General features: G+C 52.8%; 19 protein-coding genes and 1 pseudogene. 12 read left to right on the forward strand and 8 right to left on the reverse strand.

The annotated features are described in order from the left end of the window. The first annotated feature begins 29 nt into the window (after positions 1–29). The 3 genes from M2418_RS12220 to M2418_RS12230 all read left to right on the forward strand — a co-directional run bounded on the left by M2418_RS12220 (position 30) and on the right by M2418_RS12230 (position 4,746). On the forward strand, positions 30–554 hold the full coding sequence (locus M2418_RS12220) for an RNA polymerase sigma factor (RefSeq protein ID WP_259146814.1): 525 nt from the start codon (positions 30–32) through the stop codon (positions 552–554). Between the two features lie 121 nt (positions 555–675). Next, the gene (locus tag M2418_RS12225) at positions 676–1,665 is read left to right on the forward strand and encodes a FecR family protein (RefSeq protein ID WP_259146816.1); all 990 of its coding nucleotides are present in this window, start codon (positions 676–678) and stop codon (positions 1,663–1,665) included. A 192-nt stretch (positions 1,666–1,857) separates the two neighbouring features. Next, a complete protein-coding gene (locus M2418_RS12230; RefSeq protein ID WP_259146817.1) occupies positions 1,858–4,746 on the forward strand; it encodes a TonB-dependent receptor in 2,889 nt (962 codons plus the stop codon). Between the two features lie 165 nt (positions 4,747–4,911). Here the strand turns inward: M2418_RS12230 and M2418_RS12235 are convergent. Then, a pseudogene (locus M2418_RS12235) lies at positions 4,912–5,230 on the reverse strand (EAL domain-containing protein); the annotation flags it as partial. A gap of 208 nt (positions 5,231–5,438) precedes the next feature. Here M2418_RS12235 and M2418_RS12240 point away from each other — a divergent pair. Continuing rightward, on the forward strand, positions 5,439–6,173 hold the full coding sequence (locus tag M2418_RS12240; RefSeq protein ID WP_259146818.1) for a hypothetical protein: 735 nt from the start codon (positions 5,439–5,441) through the stop codon (positions 6,171–6,173). Positions 6,174–6,193: 20 nt separating this feature from the next. Here M2418_RS12240 and M2418_RS12245 read toward each other — a convergent pair whose 3' ends face one another. From M2418_RS12245 to M2418_RS12265, 5 genes are all read right to left on the reverse strand, one after another. Next, complete coding sequence (locus M2418_RS12245; protein WP_259146819.1) at positions 6,194–6,892, reverse strand: ABC transporter ATP-binding protein; 699 nt, start codon at positions 6,890–6,892, stop codon at positions 6,194–6,196. Between the two features lie 3 nt (positions 6,893–6,895). Further along, complete coding sequence (locus tag M2418_RS12250) at positions 6,896–7,633, reverse strand: ABC transporter ATP-binding protein (RefSeq protein WP_250985222.1); 738 nt, start codon at positions 7,631–7,633, stop codon at positions 6,896–6,898. Further along, positions 7,630–8,592 (reverse strand): branched-chain amino acid ABC transporter permease, encoded by a 963-nt coding sequence (locus M2418_RS12255; RefSeq protein ID WP_259146820.1) that lies wholly within the window; start codon positions 8,590–8,592, stop codon positions 7,630–7,632. Before M2418_RS12255 ends, M2418_RS12250 begins: the two co-directional genes overlap by 4 nt. Continuing rightward, entirely contained in the window at positions 8,589–9,470 is an 882-nt protein-coding gene (locus M2418_RS12260; RefSeq protein ID WP_192489236.1) for a branched-chain amino acid ABC transporter permease, read from the reverse strand. Before M2418_RS12260 ends, M2418_RS12255 begins: the two co-directional genes overlap by 4 nt. Before the next feature lie 100 nt (positions 9,471–9,570). After that, positions 9,571–10,881 (reverse strand): ABC transporter substrate-binding protein, encoded by a 1,311-nt coding sequence (locus tag M2418_RS12265; RefSeq protein ID WP_259146822.1) that lies wholly within the window; start codon positions 10,879–10,881, stop codon positions 9,571–9,573. Between M2418_RS12265 and M2418_RS12270 the strand changes: the two genes are divergently transcribed. The 4 genes from M2418_RS12270 (at position 10,880) to M2418_RS12285 (ending at position 16,885) form a co-directional block, all read left to right on the forward strand. After that, positions 10,880–11,341, forward strand: coding sequence for a hypothetical protein (locus M2418_RS12270; RefSeq protein ID WP_259146824.1), 462 nt, complete (start codon positions 10,880–10,882; stop codon positions 11,339–11,341). The two genes, M2418_RS12265 and M2418_RS12270, sit on opposite strands and share 2 nt — an antisense overlap. Further along, positions 11,338–12,777 carry a hypothetical protein gene (locus tag M2418_RS12275; RefSeq protein ID WP_259146827.1) on the forward strand — a complete coding sequence of 480 codons (1,440 nt, stop codon included), beginning with the start codon at positions 11,338–11,340 and terminating at the stop codon, positions 12,775–12,777. Before M2418_RS12270 ends, M2418_RS12275 begins: the two co-directional genes overlap by 4 nt. A 140-nt stretch (positions 12,778–12,917) precedes the next feature. Then, positions 12,918–15,518 carry a bifunctional lysylphosphatidylglycerol flippase/synthetase MprF gene (gene mprF, locus M2418_RS12280; protein ID WP_259146830.1) on the forward strand — a complete coding sequence of 867 codons (2,601 nt, stop codon included), beginning with the start codon at positions 12,918–12,920 and terminating at the stop codon, positions 15,516–15,518. After that, positions 15,515–16,885, forward strand: coding sequence for an AcvB/VirJ family lysyl-phosphatidylglycerol hydrolase (locus M2418_RS12285; protein WP_310503195.1), 1,371 nt, complete (start codon positions 15,515–15,517; stop codon positions 16,883–16,885). Before mprF ends, M2418_RS12285 begins: the two co-directional genes overlap by 4 nt. Positions 16,886–16,957: 72 nt before the next feature. On the opposite strand, the gene M2418_RS12290 is transcribed toward M2418_RS12285, so the two are convergent. Both M2418_RS12290 and M2418_RS12295 read right to left on the reverse strand, forming a co-directional pair. Continuing rightward, complete coding sequence (locus M2418_RS12290; RefSeq protein ID WP_192489230.1) at positions 16,958–17,485, reverse strand: DUF992 domain-containing protein; 528 nt, start codon at positions 17,483–17,485, stop codon at positions 16,958–16,960. A gap of 188 nt (positions 17,486–17,673) precedes the next feature. Beyond that, on the reverse strand, positions 17,674–18,903 hold the full coding sequence (locus M2418_RS12295; RefSeq protein ID WP_250985228.1) for an ROK family transcriptional regulator: 1,230 nt from the start codon (positions 18,901–18,903) through the stop codon (positions 17,674–17,676). A gap of 294 nt (positions 18,904–19,197) precedes the next feature. Here M2418_RS12295 and M2418_RS12300 point away from each other — a divergent pair, with 294 nt between their 5' ends. The 4 genes from M2418_RS12300 (at position 19,198) to M2418_RS12315 (ending at position 22,841) form a co-directional block, all read left to right on the forward strand. Continuing rightward, a complete protein-coding gene (locus tag M2418_RS12300) occupies positions 19,198–20,220 on the forward strand; it encodes a sugar ABC transporter substrate-binding protein (RefSeq protein WP_259146833.1) in 1,023 nt (340 codons plus the stop codon). 130 nt (positions 20,221–20,350) lie between these two features. Further along, positions 20,351–21,436: an ABC transporter permease gene (locus tag M2418_RS12305; RefSeq protein WP_259146835.1), complete on the forward strand. Its 1,086-nt coding sequence runs from the start codon at positions 20,351–20,353 to the stop codon at positions 21,434–21,436. Beyond that, positions 21,436–22,218 carry an ATP-binding cassette domain-containing protein gene (locus M2418_RS12310; protein ID WP_192489226.1) on the forward strand — a complete coding sequence of 261 codons (783 nt, stop codon included), beginning with the start codon at positions 21,436–21,438 and terminating at the stop codon, positions 22,216–22,218. The genes M2418_RS12305 and M2418_RS12310 overlap by 1 nt, the downstream gene beginning before the upstream one ends. Then, on the forward strand, positions 22,215–22,841 hold the full coding sequence (locus tag M2418_RS12315; protein WP_259146836.1) for a nucleoside triphosphate hydrolase: 627 nt from the start codon (positions 22,215–22,217) through the stop codon (positions 22,839–22,841). Before M2418_RS12310 ends, M2418_RS12315 begins: the two co-directional genes overlap by 4 nt. The last annotated feature ends 5 nt before the right edge of the window (positions 22,842–22,846 follow it).

The raw sequence follows: 22,846 nt of genomic DNA on the forward strand, positions 1-22,846 counted from the left end.
CGACTTGCTTATACGGATTTACCGACACTATGGATGATGAAGCCGCAGACGTGAACAATGCGTTTCTGCGCGCGCGCAACTCCCTGTTATGGAGTGTTTTCCGTATTGTTCGTGACAAACAAACCGCTGAGGAATTGACGCAGGAAAGTTATCTGCGTGCTCGAAAAGCGGCCTCAAATGGCGCACTTCTCAATGCCGAGGCGTTTTTGCAGCAAACAGCTCGTAACCTAGCGTTGGATTATCTGCGTCAGAGAAAGGTGCGCAGCGCCCACGAGGCGAGTGAGATCAGCGGCGAAGCTATGGATTTGGTGGCAGATGATCAGCCGTCCGCTGAAGACAAGGTCATTCATCTCGACCGTTTGCGCGCCTACCAATCAGCGCTCGATAAATTGCCGAAACGTGTGCAACAGGTCTGGGTCTTGAGCCGTGTAGAAGGCTGGACGTACCCACAGATTGCCGAACATCTGGATGTGTCCCAGAACACCGTCTTCAACGACATGAAACATGCCATGGCGCATCTCAACGATTTCAGAAAGAGGCTGGACAAGGGATGATGTTCCGCGAAATAACGAAATCGACAATCTGTCGTTGCAGGGCTGCTTTTTTTTATGAGAAATGGTCCGCTCAAACGTCTGATTCATTGTGGGTACGCGAAGAGACCCTTGGGCAGTGTTTATGAGGAATAATGACGCGCAGATTGTTGGTTTGCAGACTGAGGTGGTGATGGACGCCGCATTGGATTGGTTCGTCCATAAACAATCCGGTGTTGTTGATCCAGCATTGGATATCGGTTTTGAAACTTGGATATCCAGCGATCCAGCCCATGCGGCCGCTTATGCGGAACTTGCAGGCTTATGGCACGACCCTGAGCTGTTTTCAGCGTCGCAGCGTCATGCACGGCAAGTCGATTTGCGTGCCGTTAAACCTGCATATTCCGTTTTTGGTAGAAAGCGCGCTCACTGGTTGTCACTGGCGGCAGCAGTGGTCCTGTTTGTTGGCGGATATAACGCCTATCCCGAGATCATGCTTCGCTGGAGTGCCGATTATCGCACTGTTGCGGGCCAGATGCAGAATGTCATCTTGCCGGATGGTTCCCGTATGCTGCTGAATACCGACAGCGCGGTCGAGCTTGCCTATCAGGGGCAGCAACGTGGTGTGCGTCTTATCAAGGGCGAGGCATGGTTTGATGTTGTCCATGATGCTTCGCGTCCGTTCCGGGTCGTGGGGCATTTTGGCGATGTTATCGTGAAGGGAACTGCCTTCGTTGTTCGCGCAGAGGCAAATCGCGATGTGGTGGCGCTTGAGCGCGGGCGCGTTGATGTCATCCGTGATGGCAGTGCGCAAACTGCTGTGCAGCTTTTGCCCGATCAGATGGTGGCGGTGGATGAAAAATCCATCTCAGACATAGAGCCATTTGAACCGGATGAAATGCTTGCCTGGCGCGAAGGGCGCATTGCTTTTTCAGGCAAACCGCTCGGAGCCGTGTTGGGTGATCTCGCACGCTATTATGACGGACGTGTTTTTGTTCTACGCCGTGATCTGCTTTCGGTGGCGGTGAGCGGTAACTATCGAACGGATGATGCGGCTGGCGCTATTGGCAGTATCGTCACTGCTGTAGGCGGCAAAATCGATATGCTGCCGGGCAATTTCATAATCATTCGTTAAATTCTCAACTTTTTTTGTGAGATTGAAAAGTCTCGAACGTCGAAGGCAATGAGGCGGTACTGGCATGAAGCCAAAACCCCTTGCGTGTCAGGGCTTTCGGGGGACGGAAACTCTGTTTGGAACGACCTTCCGCACGCGAATGCAAAGTGCCGGTGACGTTTAACGTTGCCAAAGGCGTTCAGGAGTAGGGTAATGGCAGTGCAGGGCAGAAAAAGAAGCGGCAAGAATGTTGTCTCGTTGCTTCTTGCGTCAACAATTCTTGGCTATGTAGGTGTGATGGCTGTGTCAGCCGACGCTGAAGCGCAACAAAGCGGTTCGGTTGCCTCTGCAACGGTTGGCTTTAACATTCCTGCGCAGCCGCTTGGCAAAGCTCTAAACAGTTTCATCAAGTCTACAGGTTGGCAAATCGGTTATTCCTCGGCTCTGGTCGATGGAAAGCAATCGGCTATCGTTTCGGGCAAGTTGACGCCTGAGACGGCGTTGCGCACGCTGCTTTCGGGGACTGGCATTGAAATTCGCATGACTGGGCCTAAAACCGCTTCGTTACTTGCCGGCGGACAGGCGGCAGTCAACGCAGATGGCACGATCCTGCTTGAGGCAATTCAGGTTCAGTCGAAATCCGGCCAGTCTGTTCTTGGCACAAGCTCCGCTGCTGACACTGGCACCACCACAATTTCCGGAGGACAATTGAACGGCCGCACAGGTGGCAGTGGTGACGCCAACAGCGTTCTGCGTAACTTGGCGAATGTTCAATATCAGAATGAGATCAACACCGATGCGGGTGAAACGGATCAGTCGGTTATCGACTTGAAACCAAAGGAAGTTTCGATTTCCGGTGCGCGTGTTTATGAGAATAATTTCATTCTCAACGGCATGGAAATCAATAATGTTGCTGGAAGTGTCGATCAGTTTAGAAGTGACAGTTTTTTGGTTACATCGAATAATTTCGAACACTATCAGCTGTTTGGCCTTCATTCGCAGACCGTTTTTGTGCCGACGGATTTTGTCGCGTCTACAACCGTGATCGATAGCAACGCTTCCGCTCGCTATGGTAATTTCCAAGGTGGTGTTATTCTTTATGACCTTGAAAAACCTTCAACAGACCGTTGGCGAGCATCTGTCACGACTGATTATACGACGAGTGAGTGGGCGAAGTATAATCTCCTCACACCCACTGGACTGAACCCGAGCAATGTTGCTCGTAACGATTACATCCGTCGCCGTTCCTCAGTATCCGTGTCCGGACCTGTTACAGATAATATCGCTGTTATCGGTCAATACAGCACTCAAAGTGCCATCACCCACAAAGATAAGCAGAAAAAATATGTTGGGAATGAAAGGACGGCAGAGGAATCTGAAAGTGATTTCTACCGCCTGCAGGCTGTGGCTGAAACCGATTTGGGTGACTTCACCCTTGAAGGTATCTACAATACATACGATCAGGAATGGGAAAGTGCCCTATGGCGTGATACAGGCATGATCTTGGGCAAGGATGGTTTAACAACCAAATTGCAGCATGACTATGGATTTGAAGACTTTAGTATAGGCGGCGTCGCATTCAATAACGTCAAATTGAAGTCGGTTTTAAGTTACAACAAGTCCAATTTTTTCAATGATGGCGGCGAAAATGAAGCGCGGCTATATATCCAGAATGTATTTCGTTCTGGAGCAATCGTATGGAATGCGCGCGAGATAAGCGATTGGTGCCAAAGTCAGCCCGGCATGAGCACCGCCACATCATGTATCGACGGTGGATGGGGTTACAAGGAACAGGGCCAAGAGCAGTGGAGCCTTTCCGAGGAGTTGACTGGCGACTTGCTTTTGGGCTCGTTTAGATTGGGTGCCGAATATACAAGCACTGAGGCTCATCGACGTCGTCCCGAAGAATATACCTATCACACGGTGAGCACTGTCATATTTAATAGCCCGACTTTGGCGGGTTTTATTTGTAATGGCGCGGATAATTGCAGCTCTGAACAGTATTCAAGTCGGAAAACTGTCTATGGGGCCTATGACATCAGCACGCGGCTTAATCAGTTTAATTTCTACTCTGAGGTTGATCAAACCTGGGAGTGGCTTAATGTACGTGCTGGTCTGCGAGCGTCCTACGATGACTATATGAAAAATTTTGAGGTTGCACCGCGCGTTGTCGCGACTTTGACGCCGTTTGAAGACTTTTCGATATCTGCTGGTTTTAACAGATATTATAATGCAACAAATCTGGCCTACGCTTTGCGTGAACGCATTCCACGCACGACTCCATGGACGCGTAATCATGACCCATTGACCGGTGCGGTTAACGGCTGGGTTGAGGGTACGACCCTAACACCATACGAAAATCATGCCTCTGATCTGAAGACACCATACAACGACGAAATTACATTTGGATTGTCTGGCAAAGAACCGTTACTCGATGGTGATTGGCGCATACGATTTATGGATCGGCGATCAAAAGATCAGTTCGCAACTGAGAGTTTATCGAGCACAGTCAATACGCTGACTAATAGTGGCCATGGTGCTTATCAGTCTATAACTGGTGAATATTCCAAGGACTTGGATACGGCTAACATCGAAGCACTGGACGCACTATCTTTCAATACGTCAATTACGTGGGCACGTAACGAGGTTAGCAACAAAACGTACTTTGAAGACAATTTGGAAGATAATCATATCTATTATAATAATCAGTCTTACTCAGAAGCAGGCTTTAGCGTTGTTACCGGCAATATGGATATTCCATTGCGTCTTCAAGCAGGCTTCGCGAGCAGTTGGTTTGACAATCGCCTGAACGTCGATGTGTCGGCAAACTATAATTTTGCTTTCCGAGGTGTTCGTGACACAGGGGATACGATAGACCTTTATGGCCTGGAACATGCAATCTATGAAGATCACGACTTCTCGCCAACTGTGACCGTTGATCTCTCCACAAGCTATGAAATTTACAAGAATGAAGATCGCGGGCTTATGCTCAATATGAAAATTGGCAACCTGTTTAATGAAACAGGCAATGTACGAACCGGCGTCGCCAGACCTTGGAGCATTGGCCGCACCGTTTGGGTGGGTGCTAAGGCAACTTTCTAAGCGAAATCATATACAGTCTACAATGCAGCAACCGGAGACGTTTGTTCGTCTCCGGTTTTCCTGTGTTTGGAACGTGTTGGCTTGCTACCTGCCTTTGTTCTTACGATCGATCGCTGGTGTCTCAACGTCAAAAAAATCCGATAGAGCGTTGCCGGTCAGGGATGTTTCGGGGAACGCCAGCTTGCAGAAGAAATAGCCCTGAGCCAGCCGGATTTTGGTATTCTGCGCGAGGTAGTTCTTCTCGCAGTTCAACGCCTTCCGCCACCATGCCGATACCGAGTGTTGCGCAGACGGACTCGATGGCTTTCAGAATGTCTTGGCTGCGGGGACGTTCATGAATGGACATGATGAAGGCGCGATCCACTTTCAGTTCATCGGCATCAATGTCGGCGAGAATGGAAAGCGATGAGAAACCGGTTCCGAAGTCATCAATTGAAATCCGAACGCCCAGCTGGCGCAGGCTTGGCAAAATTTCATTCTGGAAGCACAAACCCAAGGTTGATTGACCGGGGCGTTGGCAGGCGTGAAGAGTGGAAACGATGTGTTGTGTTATCAATGATTGACTTTAAGGTAGGTTAAGGATTGGGAGAACTTCAATTGCCAATAACGCGCGCAATAAAGCTGTTTTGATGCATTGATATTTCGCGCCGTTTTCCCTTGTTTGATGATGTTACAGTTCAGGACATAACCCGATGACCACTATTGATAATTCTTCGCTGGCTGGCGCTCTTTTTGACGCCATGTCTAACGGCAAGGCATTGGACCGCAACACCGTTGCTCCGTTGGATGTTGAGGCGGCGTATAAGGTGCAGGCGGAGGTTTTTCAGCGCTCCGGCCGTCCGCTTGAGGGTTTAAAACTGTCGAAGCGGGCAGACGGTACCTATAGCGCGCCGCTGTTTTCGGTCATTCGTGATGACAGATATAAGTATGTCGATGGCATCGTACTGGAAGTGGAGCTGGCTTTCACGCTACAGAGCGATCTCCCGTCGCGCGGTGAGCCCTGGACACGCGAAGAGGTTATCGCGGCAATCGGCACGGTGTCGATTGGTGCGGAGTTTGTCCGCAGCCGTTACGAGGGTGGTGCAGGTGGTATCTTCGCGCTTGGCCTTGCCGACAGCCTCAGCAATATTTCTTACGCAGTCGGACCGGAACTGTCGCGCGCCATATTGGACGATCCGGCATTCGATTCTCCACTGAAGGTTCTGGGCAATGGCGCAACGCTTTATGATGCGCCTTCAAATCACCAGGATATCGATCCAGTTGCGGGTGTGATCGCTTACGCCAACAGTACGCCATCGCCACTCGGTTTTCTGCGCAAGGGTCAGGTTATCACCACAGGTACTCTGTGTGGTGCTGTCAAAATCGCTGAGCCGGCACGACTTGAAATTCTGCTCGACGGCAAAACCTTCATTATCGAGGTTGCGTGATAGTCTCGCCGGTGTCGTGGTTACACGATGCCGGCATATTGTCTGAACAAGGCCGGGTCGGCACGAAGCTCATCCGTTGGCATGGTTGCCTTAACTGTACCATTCTCAATAAAGCAGACACGGTCAGCCACCGCCAGCACCGCCTCTATTCGTTGCTCCACAAGCAGCACGGCTTTGCCGTTATTTTTGAGTTCGAGGATGACATCGCGAATGGTGGCAATCATTGAAGGCATCAGGCCTTCCGTTGGTTCGTCCAGCAAAACAACCGATGGATCGAGGCACAAGGCACGGGCCATGGCCAGCATCTGCTGTTCTCCACCCGATAGCGTACCTGAAACCTGTGGCAGCCGTTCTTTCAATATGGGGAACAACCGAAATACTTCGGTCAGAATTTCGCGATCCGTTCCGCGTGCCATCAGGCCAATTTCGAGATTTTCTTCCACCGTCAGTTCTGCGAACAGACGTCTGCCCTGCGGAACATAACCAATGCCGCATTTCGGCACCTCATGCGCTGCCCGTCCCGTCAGTTCCACATCATCCAACGTCACCCGGCCCGAATGAGCCGGTAACAGGCCCATAATGGCTTTCAGGGTTGTTGTTTTACCGGCCCCATTTCGGCCGAATAGGCAGAGGACTTCGCCGCTGGCAAGTGACAGGGACACGCTTTTTAATGTGCGGCTGCTGCCGTGGTAGACATTGAGATCCTCAAGCTTCAGCACGGGTCAATGTCCTCCAAGATAGGCGGTTTGTACTGCGCTGTTGTCGCGAATGTCGTCCGGCGTTCCTGTCGCCAGCACCTGCCCGTGGTTCAATACGGTAATTCTGTCAGCCAGTTGCATGACTACATCCATATTGTGCTCTATCAATAATGTGGTGATCTGACCTGAAATGGCTTTGACCAACCCGCAGAAATTGGCAATTTCCGGGTCTGAAAGCCCCTGTGTCGGTTCATCAAGGATCAGCAGCTTCGGCTGCAAGGCTAGTCCCATCGCGACTTCCAGCAGTCGCTGGTGACCGTAAGCCAAGGCGCCTGCCGTCTCATTGGCGTATTGTGCAAGGCCAACCTGTTCGAGTACGGCGTGAACATCAGTCGAAAGCAGATTGGTATCTATTCGGCTGAACAGCCCGGTGTTCCGCCGCTGCGCAGTTTGAGCGGCAAGCGCGACATTGTCGTAGACACTCAGATTTGGATAGATGCTGGTAATCTGGAATGTGTAGGCAATTCCCTGCTTTACTCGCTCGAATGCAGGCATTGCAGTAATGTCTTTTCCGGAAAATACGACATGTCCGGAAGACGGGGCAAGTCGCCCTGACAGAAGGGATACGAAGGTCGTCTTGCCCGCCCCATTAGGGCCGATCAGTGCATGGATTTCACCTTGCGTGATCTCAAAATCCACAGCGTTGACCGCGGTCAAACCACCGAAGCGACGGGTCAGGTTTTGTGTTGAAAGCAACGTCATGGCAGCCACTTCAACCACCTCTCACGGATGCTTCCCAAAATACCCCGAGGGAAAAACAGGATAAGAAAGACAAGCATGACGCCAGTAACCAGCATGTAAGCCGGTGTGTAATTACTGGCGATATCGATCATGTAAAACATCGAAACGGTGCCCAGCAACGGCCCAAGCACGGTGCCAGCACCACCCAGCAGGGTGAACAACAATGCCTCGATGGAATATTGTATCGATGCAAAAGACGAACCGATATAGGCAAAGAGCAAGGCATAGGTCGCGCCAGCCATGGCCGACAGCGAGCCCGACACTATCAGTGCCACAAGCTTCAGCCGGAATGTGTCATATCCAAGCATCAGCGTCCGTGGTTCGTTTTCGCGCACGGCGATCATTGCGCGGCCCAGCGGGCTGCGCACAATAATAAAGCAGATCAAAAGCGCCACAGTCATCAAGACGAACGCAAGATTATAGCGGGTCGCGGCATCGGTCAGATCAAAGGTCACTCCGGCGAGGTCGAAGCTGCGTGCCGATTGCGGTAAAACCAGCCCTTCCTCACCACGTGTCCATTGCGAAAAATACAAGCTGGCCAGATAGGCAACCTGCGCAAACATCATGGTCACAATCATGAACGCCACACCGGTTGTACGCAGCGAGATCAGGCCAATGAACAGAGACATAACAAATCCTGCCAGGATGCCGCACAGGAAGGCGGCTGGCACGCTCCATTCCAGATGGTAGGCTGCAAGACCCGCGCCATAAAGGCCGCTGGCAAAAAACAGGGCGTGGCCGAGGCTGAGAAGTCCTGTGTAACCAAAAAGAAGATTGTACCCCATGGCGAAAATGGCCAGCACCATAACGCGCGTCATGGCAAGGTGATGGTACTCCGGCAGAACAAACTGCAGGCCAAAGAAGATAGCGATGACAGCAATGTGCAGCAGCAGGACTTTTAAGGATGGCGCGGTGTTCATCGTGTCTTTGCCCCGAAAAGCCCTTCCGGCTTGAACACCAGCACCAGTGCAACAAGCAGGGTCGACAACATCTTGGCGAGTGTTGGCGAAAAGAACATCGAAATAATGCCGTCACTTAAGCCAATCACCAAGGCTGCAACCACCGTGCCACGAATGCTGCCAAGTCCGCCGATGATGACCACTATGAAGGACAGCAGCAGTGGATCAAGCCCCATCAGATAGTGGGCTTGCCGAATGGGTACGATCAAGACGGCAGCGATCGCGGCCAGCATCGCACCGGCTGCGAAGACCAGGCCGTAGACTTTGCCGATTGGAATGCCGAAGGCCTGCGCGGTTTCACTGTCAAATTGTGCTGCGCGCATGATCAAGCCAATTTTGGTTTTGGTGAGGACGAACCATGTGATGGCAAGGACGATGATTGCAGCGGCAATAACGAAGAGGTTGTAGGCCGAATATCCAAACCATGGCAGTTGCAGTCGATAATAGAATGGTGCCGTTACCGGACGCGCATCTGGGCCGTAGGTCAAAAGGACTGTTTGCTGGATAATGTAGAGCATGCCAATCGTCGCGACGATTGTTGCCTCGGGATTGTAGGACAGGCGTCGCAACACGAGCCTTTCACCTGCATATGCGATGGCGCCGACGGCGAGGGGGCTGATGAGCAATGCGGCAACGAAACCAAGCGCGGGCGGAAGGCCGAGCATTGACGTCACCCACCATGCGATGACAGCACCGAGCATGAAGAACTCACCATGGGCGACATTCACCACCCGCATCACACCGAAAACCAGCGAAAGACCAAGCGCAGTCAGCGTCAGGACTGCCGCTTGCAGCAAACCTTCCAGTGTTGCCAGTAACAGAAATGGACCGAATGCCAAAACAAGCTCCTGCGCCAAAACAAAATTCATTCAATGCTGGATAACGCATTGAATGAATTTGCATAAAGTTAAATTAACTCAATATGAGGTAATTTACGGATCAGAGAGACATTTTAGTGTAGTCGGCGGTAACTTCATAGGCGCCATCCTCAATTGAGGTCTTGTGCACTACATTCAGTTTGCCGTTTTCGACCTTCGATATGTACTGGTGGCCGTAACATTGGTGGTTTTTGCCATTAAACAGCTTGTCGCCCTGCGGGTGATCACGGCCCTCATCAAATTTTTCGAAGGATTCCATGGCTTCGATAAAGGCAGCCTTGTCTTGCGGCCCGCGATATCCGGCCTTTTCCATGGCTTTCTTGATGACGAACAGCGTTTCCCAGCATCCAAACATATGGGCGTAGGTCGAGATGTCTTTCGCATCGGCCGTGCTGGCGCCATTGTCATCAATGCCAATGGCACTGCGGTAAAATTTGTCCCATTCGCTCTGATCCTTCTGGGCATAACGCGGCATGCCTTCCCAGAAATAGGTTCCGTCGAGATAGGAAAGTTGTGGCGTGGCCAGATCGACTGCCTCGAGGCTGTCGATAAACCCGAAAATCTCAGGGCGTTGTGAGCCGTAGAATTGACCGAGTTCGGTCACAAAGGTCAGGACCGATGGGCCGACCATGACGTGGTAGAGAACTTCGGTGTCTGAGGGAATACGCGGCAGATATCGAGTGAAGGATGTCTCTGTTGGCGGGATAGCGATCATTTCCACAATGTCGCCACCCTGCGCTTTCATGGCTGCCGAGAAATAGTCGCGGTGATCATGGCCGAAGGCATAATCCGGGAAAATCATCGTCGCTTTTTTGCCGAGGTTTTGCGAAACCCACGGCGCCATGGCCGTGACCTGGCTGCGAACATCGGTAATGCACGGCTGGAAACAATAACGGTTCAGATTGCCGGACGCGACATGGTAACCCTCTGAAACCACGATGTATGGCATTTTCAACTCGCCGGCGCGCGGCGCTGATCCAATAACGACGTGTGAAAAAAGCGTGCCGTAGATCGCATCGACCTTGTGCTGGGTCGCGAATTTTTCGACCACTTCTGCACCGCGTTTGGCGTCGGTACCATCGTCTTCAATGATAATTTCCAACGGACGTCCGTTAATGCCGCCTTCGTCGTTGATGATTTTGGCGGCGGCCTTTGCAACGCGCTCATACCAGCGACCGTAGGATGCGCCGATGCCGGTGCGGTGGAGCTGCATGCCGATCTTGATCGGTTCCGATGTTTGCGCCTGTGCATAGCGCACGAAGCCCGGTGCTGCAGCTGCTGCAAGGCCTGTTCCGACAACGGCGCCCATTCCCAACAGGGTAGAACGGCGGGTAATAATGGCATTCTCAGGCTTAATGATCTTGTCGGACATGAAACTCCCCTCTCATGCAAATGGCGTAAAGATTATCCCGGCAATGCAGCCGTACTGGCAGCACATTGCGGCTCATGATCATTGTTTGAATTTGCCGCTTTCAAGCGTACAGGCATACTCACTGGCATACGAAACGGCGACAATTCTCCTCTGTCGGACCGTGGCGGCAGGTAAGGCAACTGGTTTGACCAATCTTATGACAACAGCTTTAGCCGTCGTAAACAGAGCATTTGATTTTTGGCGCTTAAAGACCACCAAATGTCGTGTTTTCTCACCTGAAACGTTTGAAGCACAAACTGTTTTAACGCTTAAAGGTTGTTCGGTGAAATTTATTCCAGTTATTGGGGTTTTGTCGGCTTTTTCGGGATCAAATGCAGCTTGCGAAACGTCGTGCCCACGTGAGATGAACCGACTCAACGGAGCGGAAACAGGCTGGTTTTGGAGGAGGAGAGGGTGGTGAGACATTGCGGTAGCGCCCAGCTGAAGCAATTCGCTGCCGTGGCGTTTCTTATGATGATGGCGGGTGATGCCAATGCCCATGGCGCAGAGCGCGGCCTGGTCATGTTGTTGCCGACAGGGTTTTATGTCACTGGCGGTGCGCTGGCGGTGTTGTTTTCATTTCTGTTGCTGGCATTTGCGCCGAGCACCTGGTTTGCCAAAGGTGAGGGCGCCAGCATAAAAATCGTTCCATATTTCGCGGTGCCGAAGACCCCGTTCAGTTGTCTGTCTTTTCTGGTGTTGCTGCTGTGTGTTGTCGCCGGTTTTGTTGCTCCTTCCGATCCGCTAAGCAATCCGCTGCCGTTGCTGATATGGACCGGCTGGTGGGTTGGTTTTACGCTGTTACAGGTGGTCACGGGCAGTCTTTGGCCGGGGCTTAATCCGTGGACCGGTCCAGTTGCCCTGCTTCGCAAGCTGGTTGGGCCAAGGCTAGCTAAAGCCTCACATGTGAACTTACCGGTTTCTGTTGGTTTCCTGCCAGCAATTTTGCAATTTTCAGCTTTCGCATGGTTTGAGCTTGTCTCGCTCGCACCAGATGATCCGCCCCGGCTTTCTACCGCTGTGATTGTCTATTGGTTGGTGAATTTCACTGGCATCTTGATCTTTGGTGAAAAGGCATGGCTGTCGAGAGGGGAGCCATTTTCAGTGTTCTTTCGCATGATCGGTATGTTGTCGCCCTTTGGGGTGTCGCAATCGGAAAGCGGCAAGATGTTTGTGCTGAGATGGCCGGTCGACCGTTCTCGCGTTGCTGATGCTCTACCACCAAGTGGTGTTATCTTTATTCTGCTGACATTGGCGACCGCGTCATTTGACGGTTTTTCCGAGACGTTCACCTGGCTTGGTTTCATCGGCGTAAATCCATTGGAGTTTCCCGGTCGAAGTGGCGTGATGTTTGCCAATACGCTGGGTCTGCTTGCCTCGCCGATTATTCTTGTCGTGCTGTTTTATAAAGCCGTGATCGCGGGTGCGTGGCTTGCGGGAGAAAGAGAGATGACCGGATGGATGCGTTTCTCCGGGAAACTCGTTTATTCCATCATTCCCATTTCGATTGCATTTCATACGGCGCATTATCTGACGCTTCTTCTCGTCAATGGGCAGTATCTCTTGATCATGATGTCCGACCCGTTTGCACTTGGGTGGAACCTGTTTGGTATGGCGCACTGGCATGTGACGACATCGTTCCTGCTCAACATCGATGATGTCAGAATTATCTGGCTGACACAGACCGGCATTATCGTGGCAGGCCATGTGATTGGCATTGTTCTGGCGCACGCAATTGCCTTGCGTCATTTCGGTGAGGCGAAGAGAGCTGTGGTCTCGCAACTTGTGCTGGCGGCTCTCATGGTATTTTATACTGTCTTCGGTCTTTGGTTGTTGTCCACGCCGTCGGTTGGTTGATCATTCGGGCATGCAAATCGGAGCGAAAAATAGCGTCGTTATTCCGCCTTTATTAATGCGCATTGCAGCACATCCACCGAGCTTTTCGGCGTGACATTTCCTGCTATCTTCAATGTAAATGAACAGCAATTCGGTGTTCCATGCCTGCACAAGAACAAGTGCCTGAACAACAGCCCGCATCCTCGGCGATCTGGGCATTTCTCATCCGTTTCAAACCCTATCTGACGTCACTTGCCATCATTGCGGTTTTCGCACTGACGGCCTTCGCCATCTACCACCTGACCTCCGAAGTTCGTTACGACGAAGTCGAGACCGCGTTGCTCAGCACCAGTTGGACCTCAATCTTGTTGGCGATCGTGTTTACGGGTTTAAGTTTTGTTGCGCTGATTTGTTATGATGTGAACGCTATCGATTACATCGGCAAAAAGCTGCCCCTCCCGACCGTGGCGATTACCGCGTTCAGTGCCTATGCTATCGGCAACACTGCCGGTTTCGGTGCGCTGAGCGGCGGCGCGATCCGGTTTCGTGCCTACTCGCGCCTTGGGCTAAACCCCGGTGAAATCGGTCGGATTATTGCGTTTGTGACGCTGTCCTTCGGGCTTGGTCTTCTCGCTGTAACAGCGCTTTCGCTGCTGATGGTCGCACCACGTGTAGCCTCGATTGTCGGGCTGGATCCACTCTGGTTGCGGGTTGGCGCAGTTGTAATTGTTGGTATCATGGTCGCGTTGTTTGTTGTTGCACGCGGTGAGCGCACCGTCAGCATTGGCTGGCTGCGTCTGCGTCTGCCGGATACACGCACGTCCTCCCGCCAGTTTCTGGTTTCGGCACTGGATATCGCGGCAACGGCCACGGCACTTTATGTGCTGTTGCCTGACACCCATGTTGGCTGGCCATCGTTTTTTGCGATCTTCGCGACGGCAGTTGGTCTCGGCGTTCTAAGCCATGTGCCGGCTGGTCTTGGCGTTTTTGAAACGGTGATGATTGCCGGGCTTGGCAATGCCATTGATATCGACACGCTTCTGGGCAGCCTTGTGCTTTATCGCATCATCTATCATGTGCTGCCGCTTATGCTGGCAACTGTCTTGCTGGTGGCGAGCGAAATCCGCCAGCTTGCAGCGAGGCCACTATTTGCCGATATCGGGCAGATAACGGTTCGGCTTGCGCCCTCGTTGCTTTCTACACTGGCGCTGATCGTTGGCGCCATGCTGATTTTTTCGAGCGTTACGCCAACACCTGATGATAATCTCGATTTTCTGTCGAGCATTCTGCCGCTGCCGATTGTTGAGGCCGCGCATTTCCTTTCCAGCATTCTCGGACTTGGACTGGTCGTTGCGTCACGCGGCATTGGCCAACGGCTGGATGGTGCTTGGTGGGTTGGAATTATTGCAGCATCTGCGGCACTTGTCCTATCGTTGCTGAAAGCTGTCGCCGTATTCGAGGCCATGTTCCTCGGCGTATTTATTGCGGTCATGTTGCTGAGTGCGGGTGAATTTACCCGCCACGCCTCATTGCTGCGAATGAGAATGGGGCCAGCCTGGTTGTCAGCAATTGCAATCATCATCGCCGGTGCTGCGACCATACTGTTCTTCGTGTACCGCGATACGCAATATAGCCACGCTCTCTGGTGGGAATTCGAATTTTCCGAGGAAGCGCCGCGCAGCCTGCGTGCTTTGCTGGGGTTGGTTCTCGCATCAAGTGCGCTGGCAATTTTCAGCCTGTTGCGGCCTGTGACCTACAGACCTGATGAAATGGCGGGCGCCGATCTCGAAAAGGCCATCGCCATTGCTAAAAAACAGGATATGGCCGATGCCAATCTGGTGCGGATGGCCGACAAACACATCATGTTTTCGCAAGATGGCAATGCCTTCATCATGTATGGCATTCAGGGGCGCTCCTGGATTGGACTGACGGACCCAATCGGTGAAGAATCCGAAATGTCGGAGCTGGTTTGGCAGTTTGTCGAGACGGCGCGAGCGGCGGGCGGACGCGCCGCCTTCTACCAGGTGTCGCCGAAACTGCTTTCCTATTGCGCCGATGCTGGTCTTCGTGCGTTCAAACTGGGCGAACTCGCAATTGTCGACCTTGAGACCTTCGACTTGAAGGGCAGTCGGCTTTCGGGCCTGCGCCAGGCGCTCAACCGTGGCACGCGTGATGGACTGGCATTCAGCCTGCTGACACCGGATGAGGCAAAGTCTGTCCTTGGCAATTTGCGGGATATTTCGGATGCCTGGCTTGCCCATCATAACACCCGTGAAAAGACATTTTCACTCGGATCGTTTTCGGATGAATATGTACTGTCGCAGCCGGTAGCGGTCCTGCGCAAGGATGACAAGATTGTTGCCTTTGCCACCGTCATGGTGACAGACACCAAACAGGAAGCGACAGTGGATCTGATGCGGTTTCTGCCGGAGGCGCCACGTGGCGCGATGGACTTTCTGTTCATCAGCATCATGGAGCAAATGCGTAGCGAAGGATATCGCACCTTTAATCTTGGCATGGCGCCGCTTTCGGGCATGTCGAAACGTGACATCGCACCGGTCTGGGACTGGATTGGTGGGACGCTTTTCGAGCACGGAGAAAAATTCTATAACTTCAAAGGGCTGCGTGCCTTTAAGACCAAATTTCACCCGAAATGGGAGCCACGTTATCTTGCCGTATTGAATGGCGCAGGCGCGGCTCTTGCCTTGATGGATGTAACGCTTCTGATTGGAGGCGGCGTGAGGGGAGTGGTTGGGAAATGAGTGTATCGCGTTTGATCTATGCTGCCCTTGGCTGCGCGTTCATGGTTCTGCCGCATACGGTGAAGGCGCAGGACAAACCAAACTATCAATTGGGCATGCTGCCCCCTGGCCATATCATGCTGCCAGATGGCGATGTGCAGGCCAACATTTTCCTGATGTCTGATGCTGGCGGATGGGGCGACGAGGAAGAAAAACAGGCGAAGGCCTTGGTTGAAAAGGGTGCTGCCGTCGTTGGTATAGACTTTCCCACTTACATGAAGGCGCTCAGTGCCGATGAAGGTGACTGCGTCTACATGATCTCTGATATCGAAGAACTGGCGCACGAAATCCAGCGCGAGGCCAAGGCACAAACCTACCGACTGCCAATCCTTGCAGGTGTTGGTGAAGGCGGTGCACTGGCATTGGCGATGATTGCGCAAAGCCCGGCATCGACCATCGGTGAAGCGATCGCCGTTGATCCGCTGGCAGGCATTCCTCTTGAAAACAGGATACTCTGCACGCCGGCGACCAAGGAAAAGGCTGGCAACCGCACTATTTATGGGCTGACAGACGGCGATCTGCCGGCGCCCGTAACGGTGCTGTTTTCTACTGCTGCAAAGCAGGAAGGGCGTGACCATGCCACAGCCTTGCAAACCAAACACCCCGATATCGATATTCAGGATGTGACAGGGCAGGCGAATGATGAACTATTGCAGGCGCTTAGTGACCGGGTGGATGCTGCCGGAGATACGGATCAACCGCTTGGTTTGCCTCTGACCATTCTCGATGCCAAACCAAGCATGGATACGATGGCTGTCATCTATTCCGGTGACGGTGGCTGGCGTGATATCGACAAGGAAATGGGTGGATATCTGCAAAAGCAAGGTATCCCGGTGGTAGGCGTGGATTCGCTGCGTTATTTCTGGTCGGAGCGTAAACCACAGGAAGCAACGGACGATCTTGCGCGGATCATCGAAACCTACCGGCATCAATGGGGCGTCCATCATGTGCTGTTGGTCGGTTATTCTTTCGGCGCCGATATTCTGCCTGCGCTTTACGATCTCTTGCCGGAAAAAGACAAGAAACGTGTCGCCCTGATGTCACTGATGGCACTGTCACATCAGGCTGATTATAAGGTGTCCGTCGAGGGTTGGCTTGGTATTCAGGGCGAGGGCTCTGCCGGCGATCCGGTTGATTACATCAAGAAAATGGATGCTAGCAGGGTGCAATGCATCTACGGCAAGGATGACGACGAAAATGCCTGCCCTGCATTGGAAGGTTCAGGCGCCAATGTCGTTGCACTCGAAGGCGGACATCATTTTGACGGTGATTATGAAGCACTGGCCCAACGTGTACTGACACTGCTGAAAACGCGGCTTGGCAAATGAAAACACCGTCATCCCCTAGGGGATGACGGTGTCTCAAAAGAAAATCTTTCCAGATTTACAATACAGTCAGGCTTACTGAACAGATGTCAGTGTCATCGACGTGCCGGTTACGGCTGCGTTGAGGCCAACCTGACCCTGGACACTGATTGTCTGAAGGTGGATGGAGCCAGAGGTGCCGCCAACCAGAATGTTGGTGCCGACGCCAACGCCAAGCGTGGCTTCTGCAGAAGCGCCCTGATAGAGACCGCTCAGCGAACCGCGGTGGTAACCGGCAGTCGGTGCAAATACGGCCCAGACGATGCGGCTTTTTGCGGTGAAACCAAGGTCGATACCCATTTTACGGATAGCGCCGGTGTACTGTTCCGTCGCCTTGCGGCCGACGGTGGACTGGAATGTGCACTCTACTTCCTTTGCGGAGCCAAGTACGTAGCCAACGCCACCGCCAACGGAGCAATCGAGGTAACCGATCTTCACACCGTTACGGTCGTCGTCGTTCTGATAGGCAGGATATTCTCTCGCCAAGTCAGCGGCAAAAGATGAGGTCGCACCAGCCAAAGCCAACGCAGAACCAAGCAGGGCCATGGGAACGGTCTTTTTCATGTTTTTCTCCTTGTATACCCCCAGCAGGTAAATTGTATTGCGCAATATTTATTTCAATTCAACGGGGATCGTTTTGTTCCGTAAACGGGACATTATCGTGACAATAAAAATGCGAGAGCTTTTATAAGGAGGCTCTACTGTGGAGAACTGCTTTCATAGCCGTCGGGCCGATTTTTAGTTTATCGGTTTCAACCTGTTTCCTTGAAAAGTACGTTGTGGTCCAAGAGGTAACGGTCAAAGAGTGGCAGGCTTGCGCCACCTATGGCGCGGGCCTGGCTGCCGACCATGCCTTCAATGATATCCGGAACGACAACACCTTGCAGGTCATGCGCGCCGAGCGCTTTTTTTGTTGCGTTTACAATGCGTTCTCGCACCCAGCTCGGGAATCCGCCATCGATCACCACGGCTGAAAAATCGATGACAGATGCTGCGGCGATTACCGCTTGTGCCAGAGCGGCTGCGGTATCATCGATCCAGATATCCAGTGGTTTTCCAAAATCGATCCAGTCGTCAGGTGAGAACCATAATGGCTTTGGATCAATGCCATGATCACGAAGAATATTTTCGAGAACGAAAATCGAGGCGATCTTCAAAAGCTGGACGGTTTTTCCGTCCCGTCGCTGCACGGGTAACGGACCAACCGCACCAGCCGTTCCGGTGCGACCAGAAAACAGCGCGGAATTGAGAACGACGCCGCCACCGATGAACGAGCCGATAAACAGATAGAGAAAATCGGCGTGGTTTTGGCCGGCGCCAAATACCAACTCCGCCCCACAGGCGCTTGTGGCATCGTTCTGGAGGTAGACGGGATAAGGAATGCGGTCGGCTATCTCTTGCTGCAGATTTACGCCATGCCAGGTGTCCATTTCCGCCTGTGGAGCACCCACTTCTTCCGCCCAGCTCCACAACTCGAACGGTGCTGCGATGCCAGCGCCGACGATGCGTTTGCGTTCGCTTTCGTCGAGCTTCATTTCAAGCTCACCTATGCCGTCCGTTACAAAAGAGATGATTCCTTCTGGTAGCGGATAGGGGTAGGCGCGCCGCAGTTTCAGCCGGATTTTGCCAAGAAAGTCCATCAACACCAGGTCAGCACTGCGTCTGCCAATTTTCACGCCAAAGGAATAGGCAGCGTCTGGATTAAGTCGCATGGGGGTGGAGGGTTGGCCGACCTTGCCGCGCTTGGGTTCGTCACGCAATAGCAGTCCGTCATTTTCGAGCGCGCGCATAATGACGGTTACAGTCTGAGCGGAAAGCCCGCTGCGACGAGCGATTTCGGCCTTTGAAAGGGCATGATGGCGACGAACCAGAGACAGGACGAGCCGCTCATTATAGGCCCGGACGCGCACCTGATTAGAGCCGCCGCTGATATCAAGGGTGGCATTTGTTGCAGGCCATGTCGGCTCGGCTACTCGAGACATTATTTCCTCCCTCCCTTCATGACTGCATATGCCGCCACTCAGGATTCGCGACAAGCCACCTTATTGCGTATTCGGTCCTGTTTTTCCGCTCTTGCACAAGCGAGTTGACCGGACATGCATTGTGTTGACGCGTCCAGAGCATGCCATATCGAATTAATAATTCAATTGGATTTATTTATTGACACTTTGTTCATTTGGTGTTTCCATTTGCGTGGTGGTGCCGCTCACACCTTGGAGGAGGTTGGCCCCCGGATAGTTTCATAAGAAGCATCCGCACGTCTTTAGGAGGACTATATGAAGACGACCGTTTCCGCCTTTATTGGCGCACTTGCGCTTGGCGTTTCCTTTGCAGGCATGGCATCTGCGGCTGATACATCCGTATGCCTCGTTACCAAAACAGACACGAACCCTTTCTTCGTGAAGATGAAAGAAGGCGCTACAGCCAAGGCCAAGGAACTCGGTGTTACCTTGAAGGCTTATGCCGGCAAGATTGATGGCGATTCTGAAAGCCAGGTAGCTGCCATCGAAACCTGCATTGCCGATGGCGCAAAGGGTATTTTGATTACGGCGTCCGATACGAAGGGCATTGTACCGGCGGTTCAAAAGGCTCGTGATGCCGGCCTTCTGGTCATCGCACTCGACACACCGCTTGAGCCGATTGATGCTGCTGATTCAACATTCGCAACCGATAACCTGCTTGCTGGTGAACTGATCGGCAAATGGGCAGCCGCCACTCTCGGCGACAAGGCCAAGGATGCGCGGATCGCATTTCTTAACCTCACGCCATCACAGCCAAGCGTCGACGTTCTGCGTAACCAGGGCTTCATGAAGGGTTTTGGTATTGATGTGAAGGACATCAACAAGATCGGTGATGAAGACGACGCTCGTATCGTTGGCCATGATATCACCAACGGTAACGAAGAGGGTGGTCGCTCCGCAATGGAGAACCTGCTCCAGAAAGATCCGACCATCAACGTTGTTCACACCATCAATGAACCAGCCGCTGCCGGTGCTTATGAAGCCCTGAAGGCTGTTGGTCGTGAAAAGGATGTGCTGCTGGTGTCGGTCGATGGCGGATGCCCAGGCGTTAAAAATGTTGCGGAAGGTGTGATTGGTGCAACTTCGCAGCAGTATCCGCTGGCGATGGCAGCACTTGGCGTCGAAGCCGTCAAGAAATTTGCTGATACCGGTGAGAAGCCAAAGCCAACTGAAGGCAAGAGCTTCTTTGATACCGGCGTGACGCTCGTCACAGACAAGCCTGTTGCTGGCGTTGAATCAATCGATACCAAGCAGGGTCTGGCAAAGTGCTGGGGCTGATCGCCTGAATAACATCCCGAAACAGGAAAGGTGCTGAGGCACCTTTCCCTCAATGTACCCACGTCTCTTCTGTTCGCATATCATCCGCACAGCAGACGGCGAAAAATACGGACGACCGGGGAGGAGTGGTATGGACGACCAATCAACAACACGTGCCCAACCGCACAATGAATTCGAAAAAGTTCTGACGGGCAGTTCTGCGCAGCTTGCCGCGTTCGATACACACGACAAAACACCCATCGAAAAATTTCAGCACTTCCTGCATTCCAGCCCTGCGGCTGTGCCCTTGATCGTGCTGGTCATGTCGCTGGCAGTGTTTGGTATGCTGTTGGGTGGTAAATTTTTCTCGGCCTTTTCACTAACGCTGATTTTGCAGCAGGTTGCGATCGTCGGTATCGTCGGTGCCGCTCAGTCGCTTGTCATCCTGACGGCCGGTATTGACCTCTCCGTTGGTGCCATCATGGTGTTGTCCTCGGTCATTATGGGGCAATTCACGTTCCGCTACGGCCTGCCGCCCACACTCTCGATTGTCTGTGGATTTGCAGTGGGTGCCCTGTGCGGTTACATCAATGGTTTCCTTGTTTCCCGCATGCGTCTGCCACCGTTTATCGTAACGCTTGGCATGTGGCAGATCGTGTTGGCTGCAAACTTCCTCTATTCCGCTAACGAAACGATCCGTGCGCAGGATATTTCTCAGAATGCGCCGATACTACAGTTTTTTGGCCAGAGTGTGCGCATGGGCAATGCGGTATTCACCTATGGTGTGATCGTCATGGTCCTGCTGGTTGCTCTGCTCTGGTATGTGCTTAACCACACGGCATGGGGCCGACACGTTTATGCTGTTGGTGACGACCCTGAGGCTGCAGAACTTGCGGGTGTTAACGTCAAGCGCATGCTCATTTCGGTCTACACTTTGTCTGGTGTTATCTGTGCACTTGCGGGATGGGCGTTGATTGGACGTATCGGCTCGGTTTCCCCTACAGCCGGTCAGTTTGCCAACATCGAATCCATCACGGCGGTGGTTATTGGTGGCCTGTCACTGTTTGGTGGGCGTGGGTCCATTCTTGGCATGTTGTTCGGTGCTCTTATCGTGGGTGTGTTTTCACTTGGTCTGCGTCTTATCGGCACGGATCCGCAATGGACTTACCTTCTCATCGGTGTGCTGATTATCGCCGCCGTTGCTATTGACCAATGGATCAGAAAGGTAGCTGGCTGATGTCGAACGAACCCATTCTCACAGCCCGCGGTATTGTTAAACGTTATGGCCGCGTCACGGCTCTCGATAACGCAGACTTTGACCTCTATCCCGGCGAAATTCTGGCGGTGATTGGTGACAACGGCGCGGGAAAGTCCTCACTGATCAAGGCGCTTTCCGGCGCCATCACACCTGATGAAGGTGAAATTCGGCTGCACGGCCAGCCGGTTCAATTTCGCTCGCCAATCGAGGCGCGCAAGGCTGGTATCGAAACCGTGTATCAGAACCTCGCGCTGTCTCCGGCCTTGTCTATCGCCGACAACATGTTCCTCGGTCGCGAGATCAGAAAACCCGGTTTGCGTGGCAGTCTGTTGCGCACACTCGATCGTCCAGCCATGGAGAAGTTCTCACGGGAAAAGCTCTCCGAGCTTGGTTTGATGACGATTCAGAACATCAATCAGGCGGTAGAGACGTTGTCCGGCGGTCAGCGTCAGGGTGTTGCCGTGGCCCGTGCTGCAGCATTTGGCTCAAAAGTTATCATTCTTGATGAGCCGACTGCAGCGCTCGGCGTAAAGGAAAGCCGGCGTGTTCTGGAGCTTATTCAGGAAGTTCGATCCAGAGGGCTTCCGATCGTGCTGATTTCACATAACATGCCGCATGTGTTCGAGGTGGCAGATCGCATTCACATCCACCGGCTTGGACGGCGGTTGTGTGTTATCAAACCGAAGGATTATTCAATGTCGGATGCTGTGGCATTCATGACCGGTGCAAGAGAAGCACCAAAGGATGTAGTTGCCGCATGAGACTGGAAGATCTGGTTGCAGACATTATGAAACGCGCGGCTGAACGCCCGCGTTTCATTATCGCCATTGCGGGACCGCCAGCTGCCGGCAAGTCAACCGTGTCTGAGGCACTGCGTGAGCGTCTTTTGGAAAAAGGACTCAGTGCGGAAATTCTGCCGATGGATGGCTTCCATCTGGACAACGGACTGCTGGAGAGGCGTGGACTTCTACCGCGCAAAGGTGCGCCGGAAACCTTTGATGTCAGGGGCTTCCTGGACATTATTGCTGCAGTTCACAAAGCTGATCAGGAAGTGCTTGTGCCGGTGTTTGACCGGTCACGGGAAATTGCCATTGCCTCTGCTCGGGCGATCGCCGCAGACACGCGTTTCATTCTGGTGGAAGGCAATTACCTGCTGTTGAACGAAGGTCCGTGGGCCAGGCTCGGTGGCTGCTTTGATTACACGATATTTATCGGTCCTGATGCCGATGTCCTGACTGAACGGTTGACCCAGCGTTGGACGGACATTGGTATGGACGCCGACGGCATTGCTCACAAGCTTTACGGCAATGACCTGCCCAATGGCGAGCGAGTGATCAGAAATTCAAGACCCGCAGATTTGCGGGTCGAGACAATCGAGTTGTGAGATGC

The organism is Rhizobium sp. BIGb0125 (genome assembly GCF_024810055.1).
Taxonomy (GTDB): domain Bacteria; phylum Pseudomonadota; class Alphaproteobacteria; order Rhizobiales; family Rhizobiaceae; genus Agrobacterium.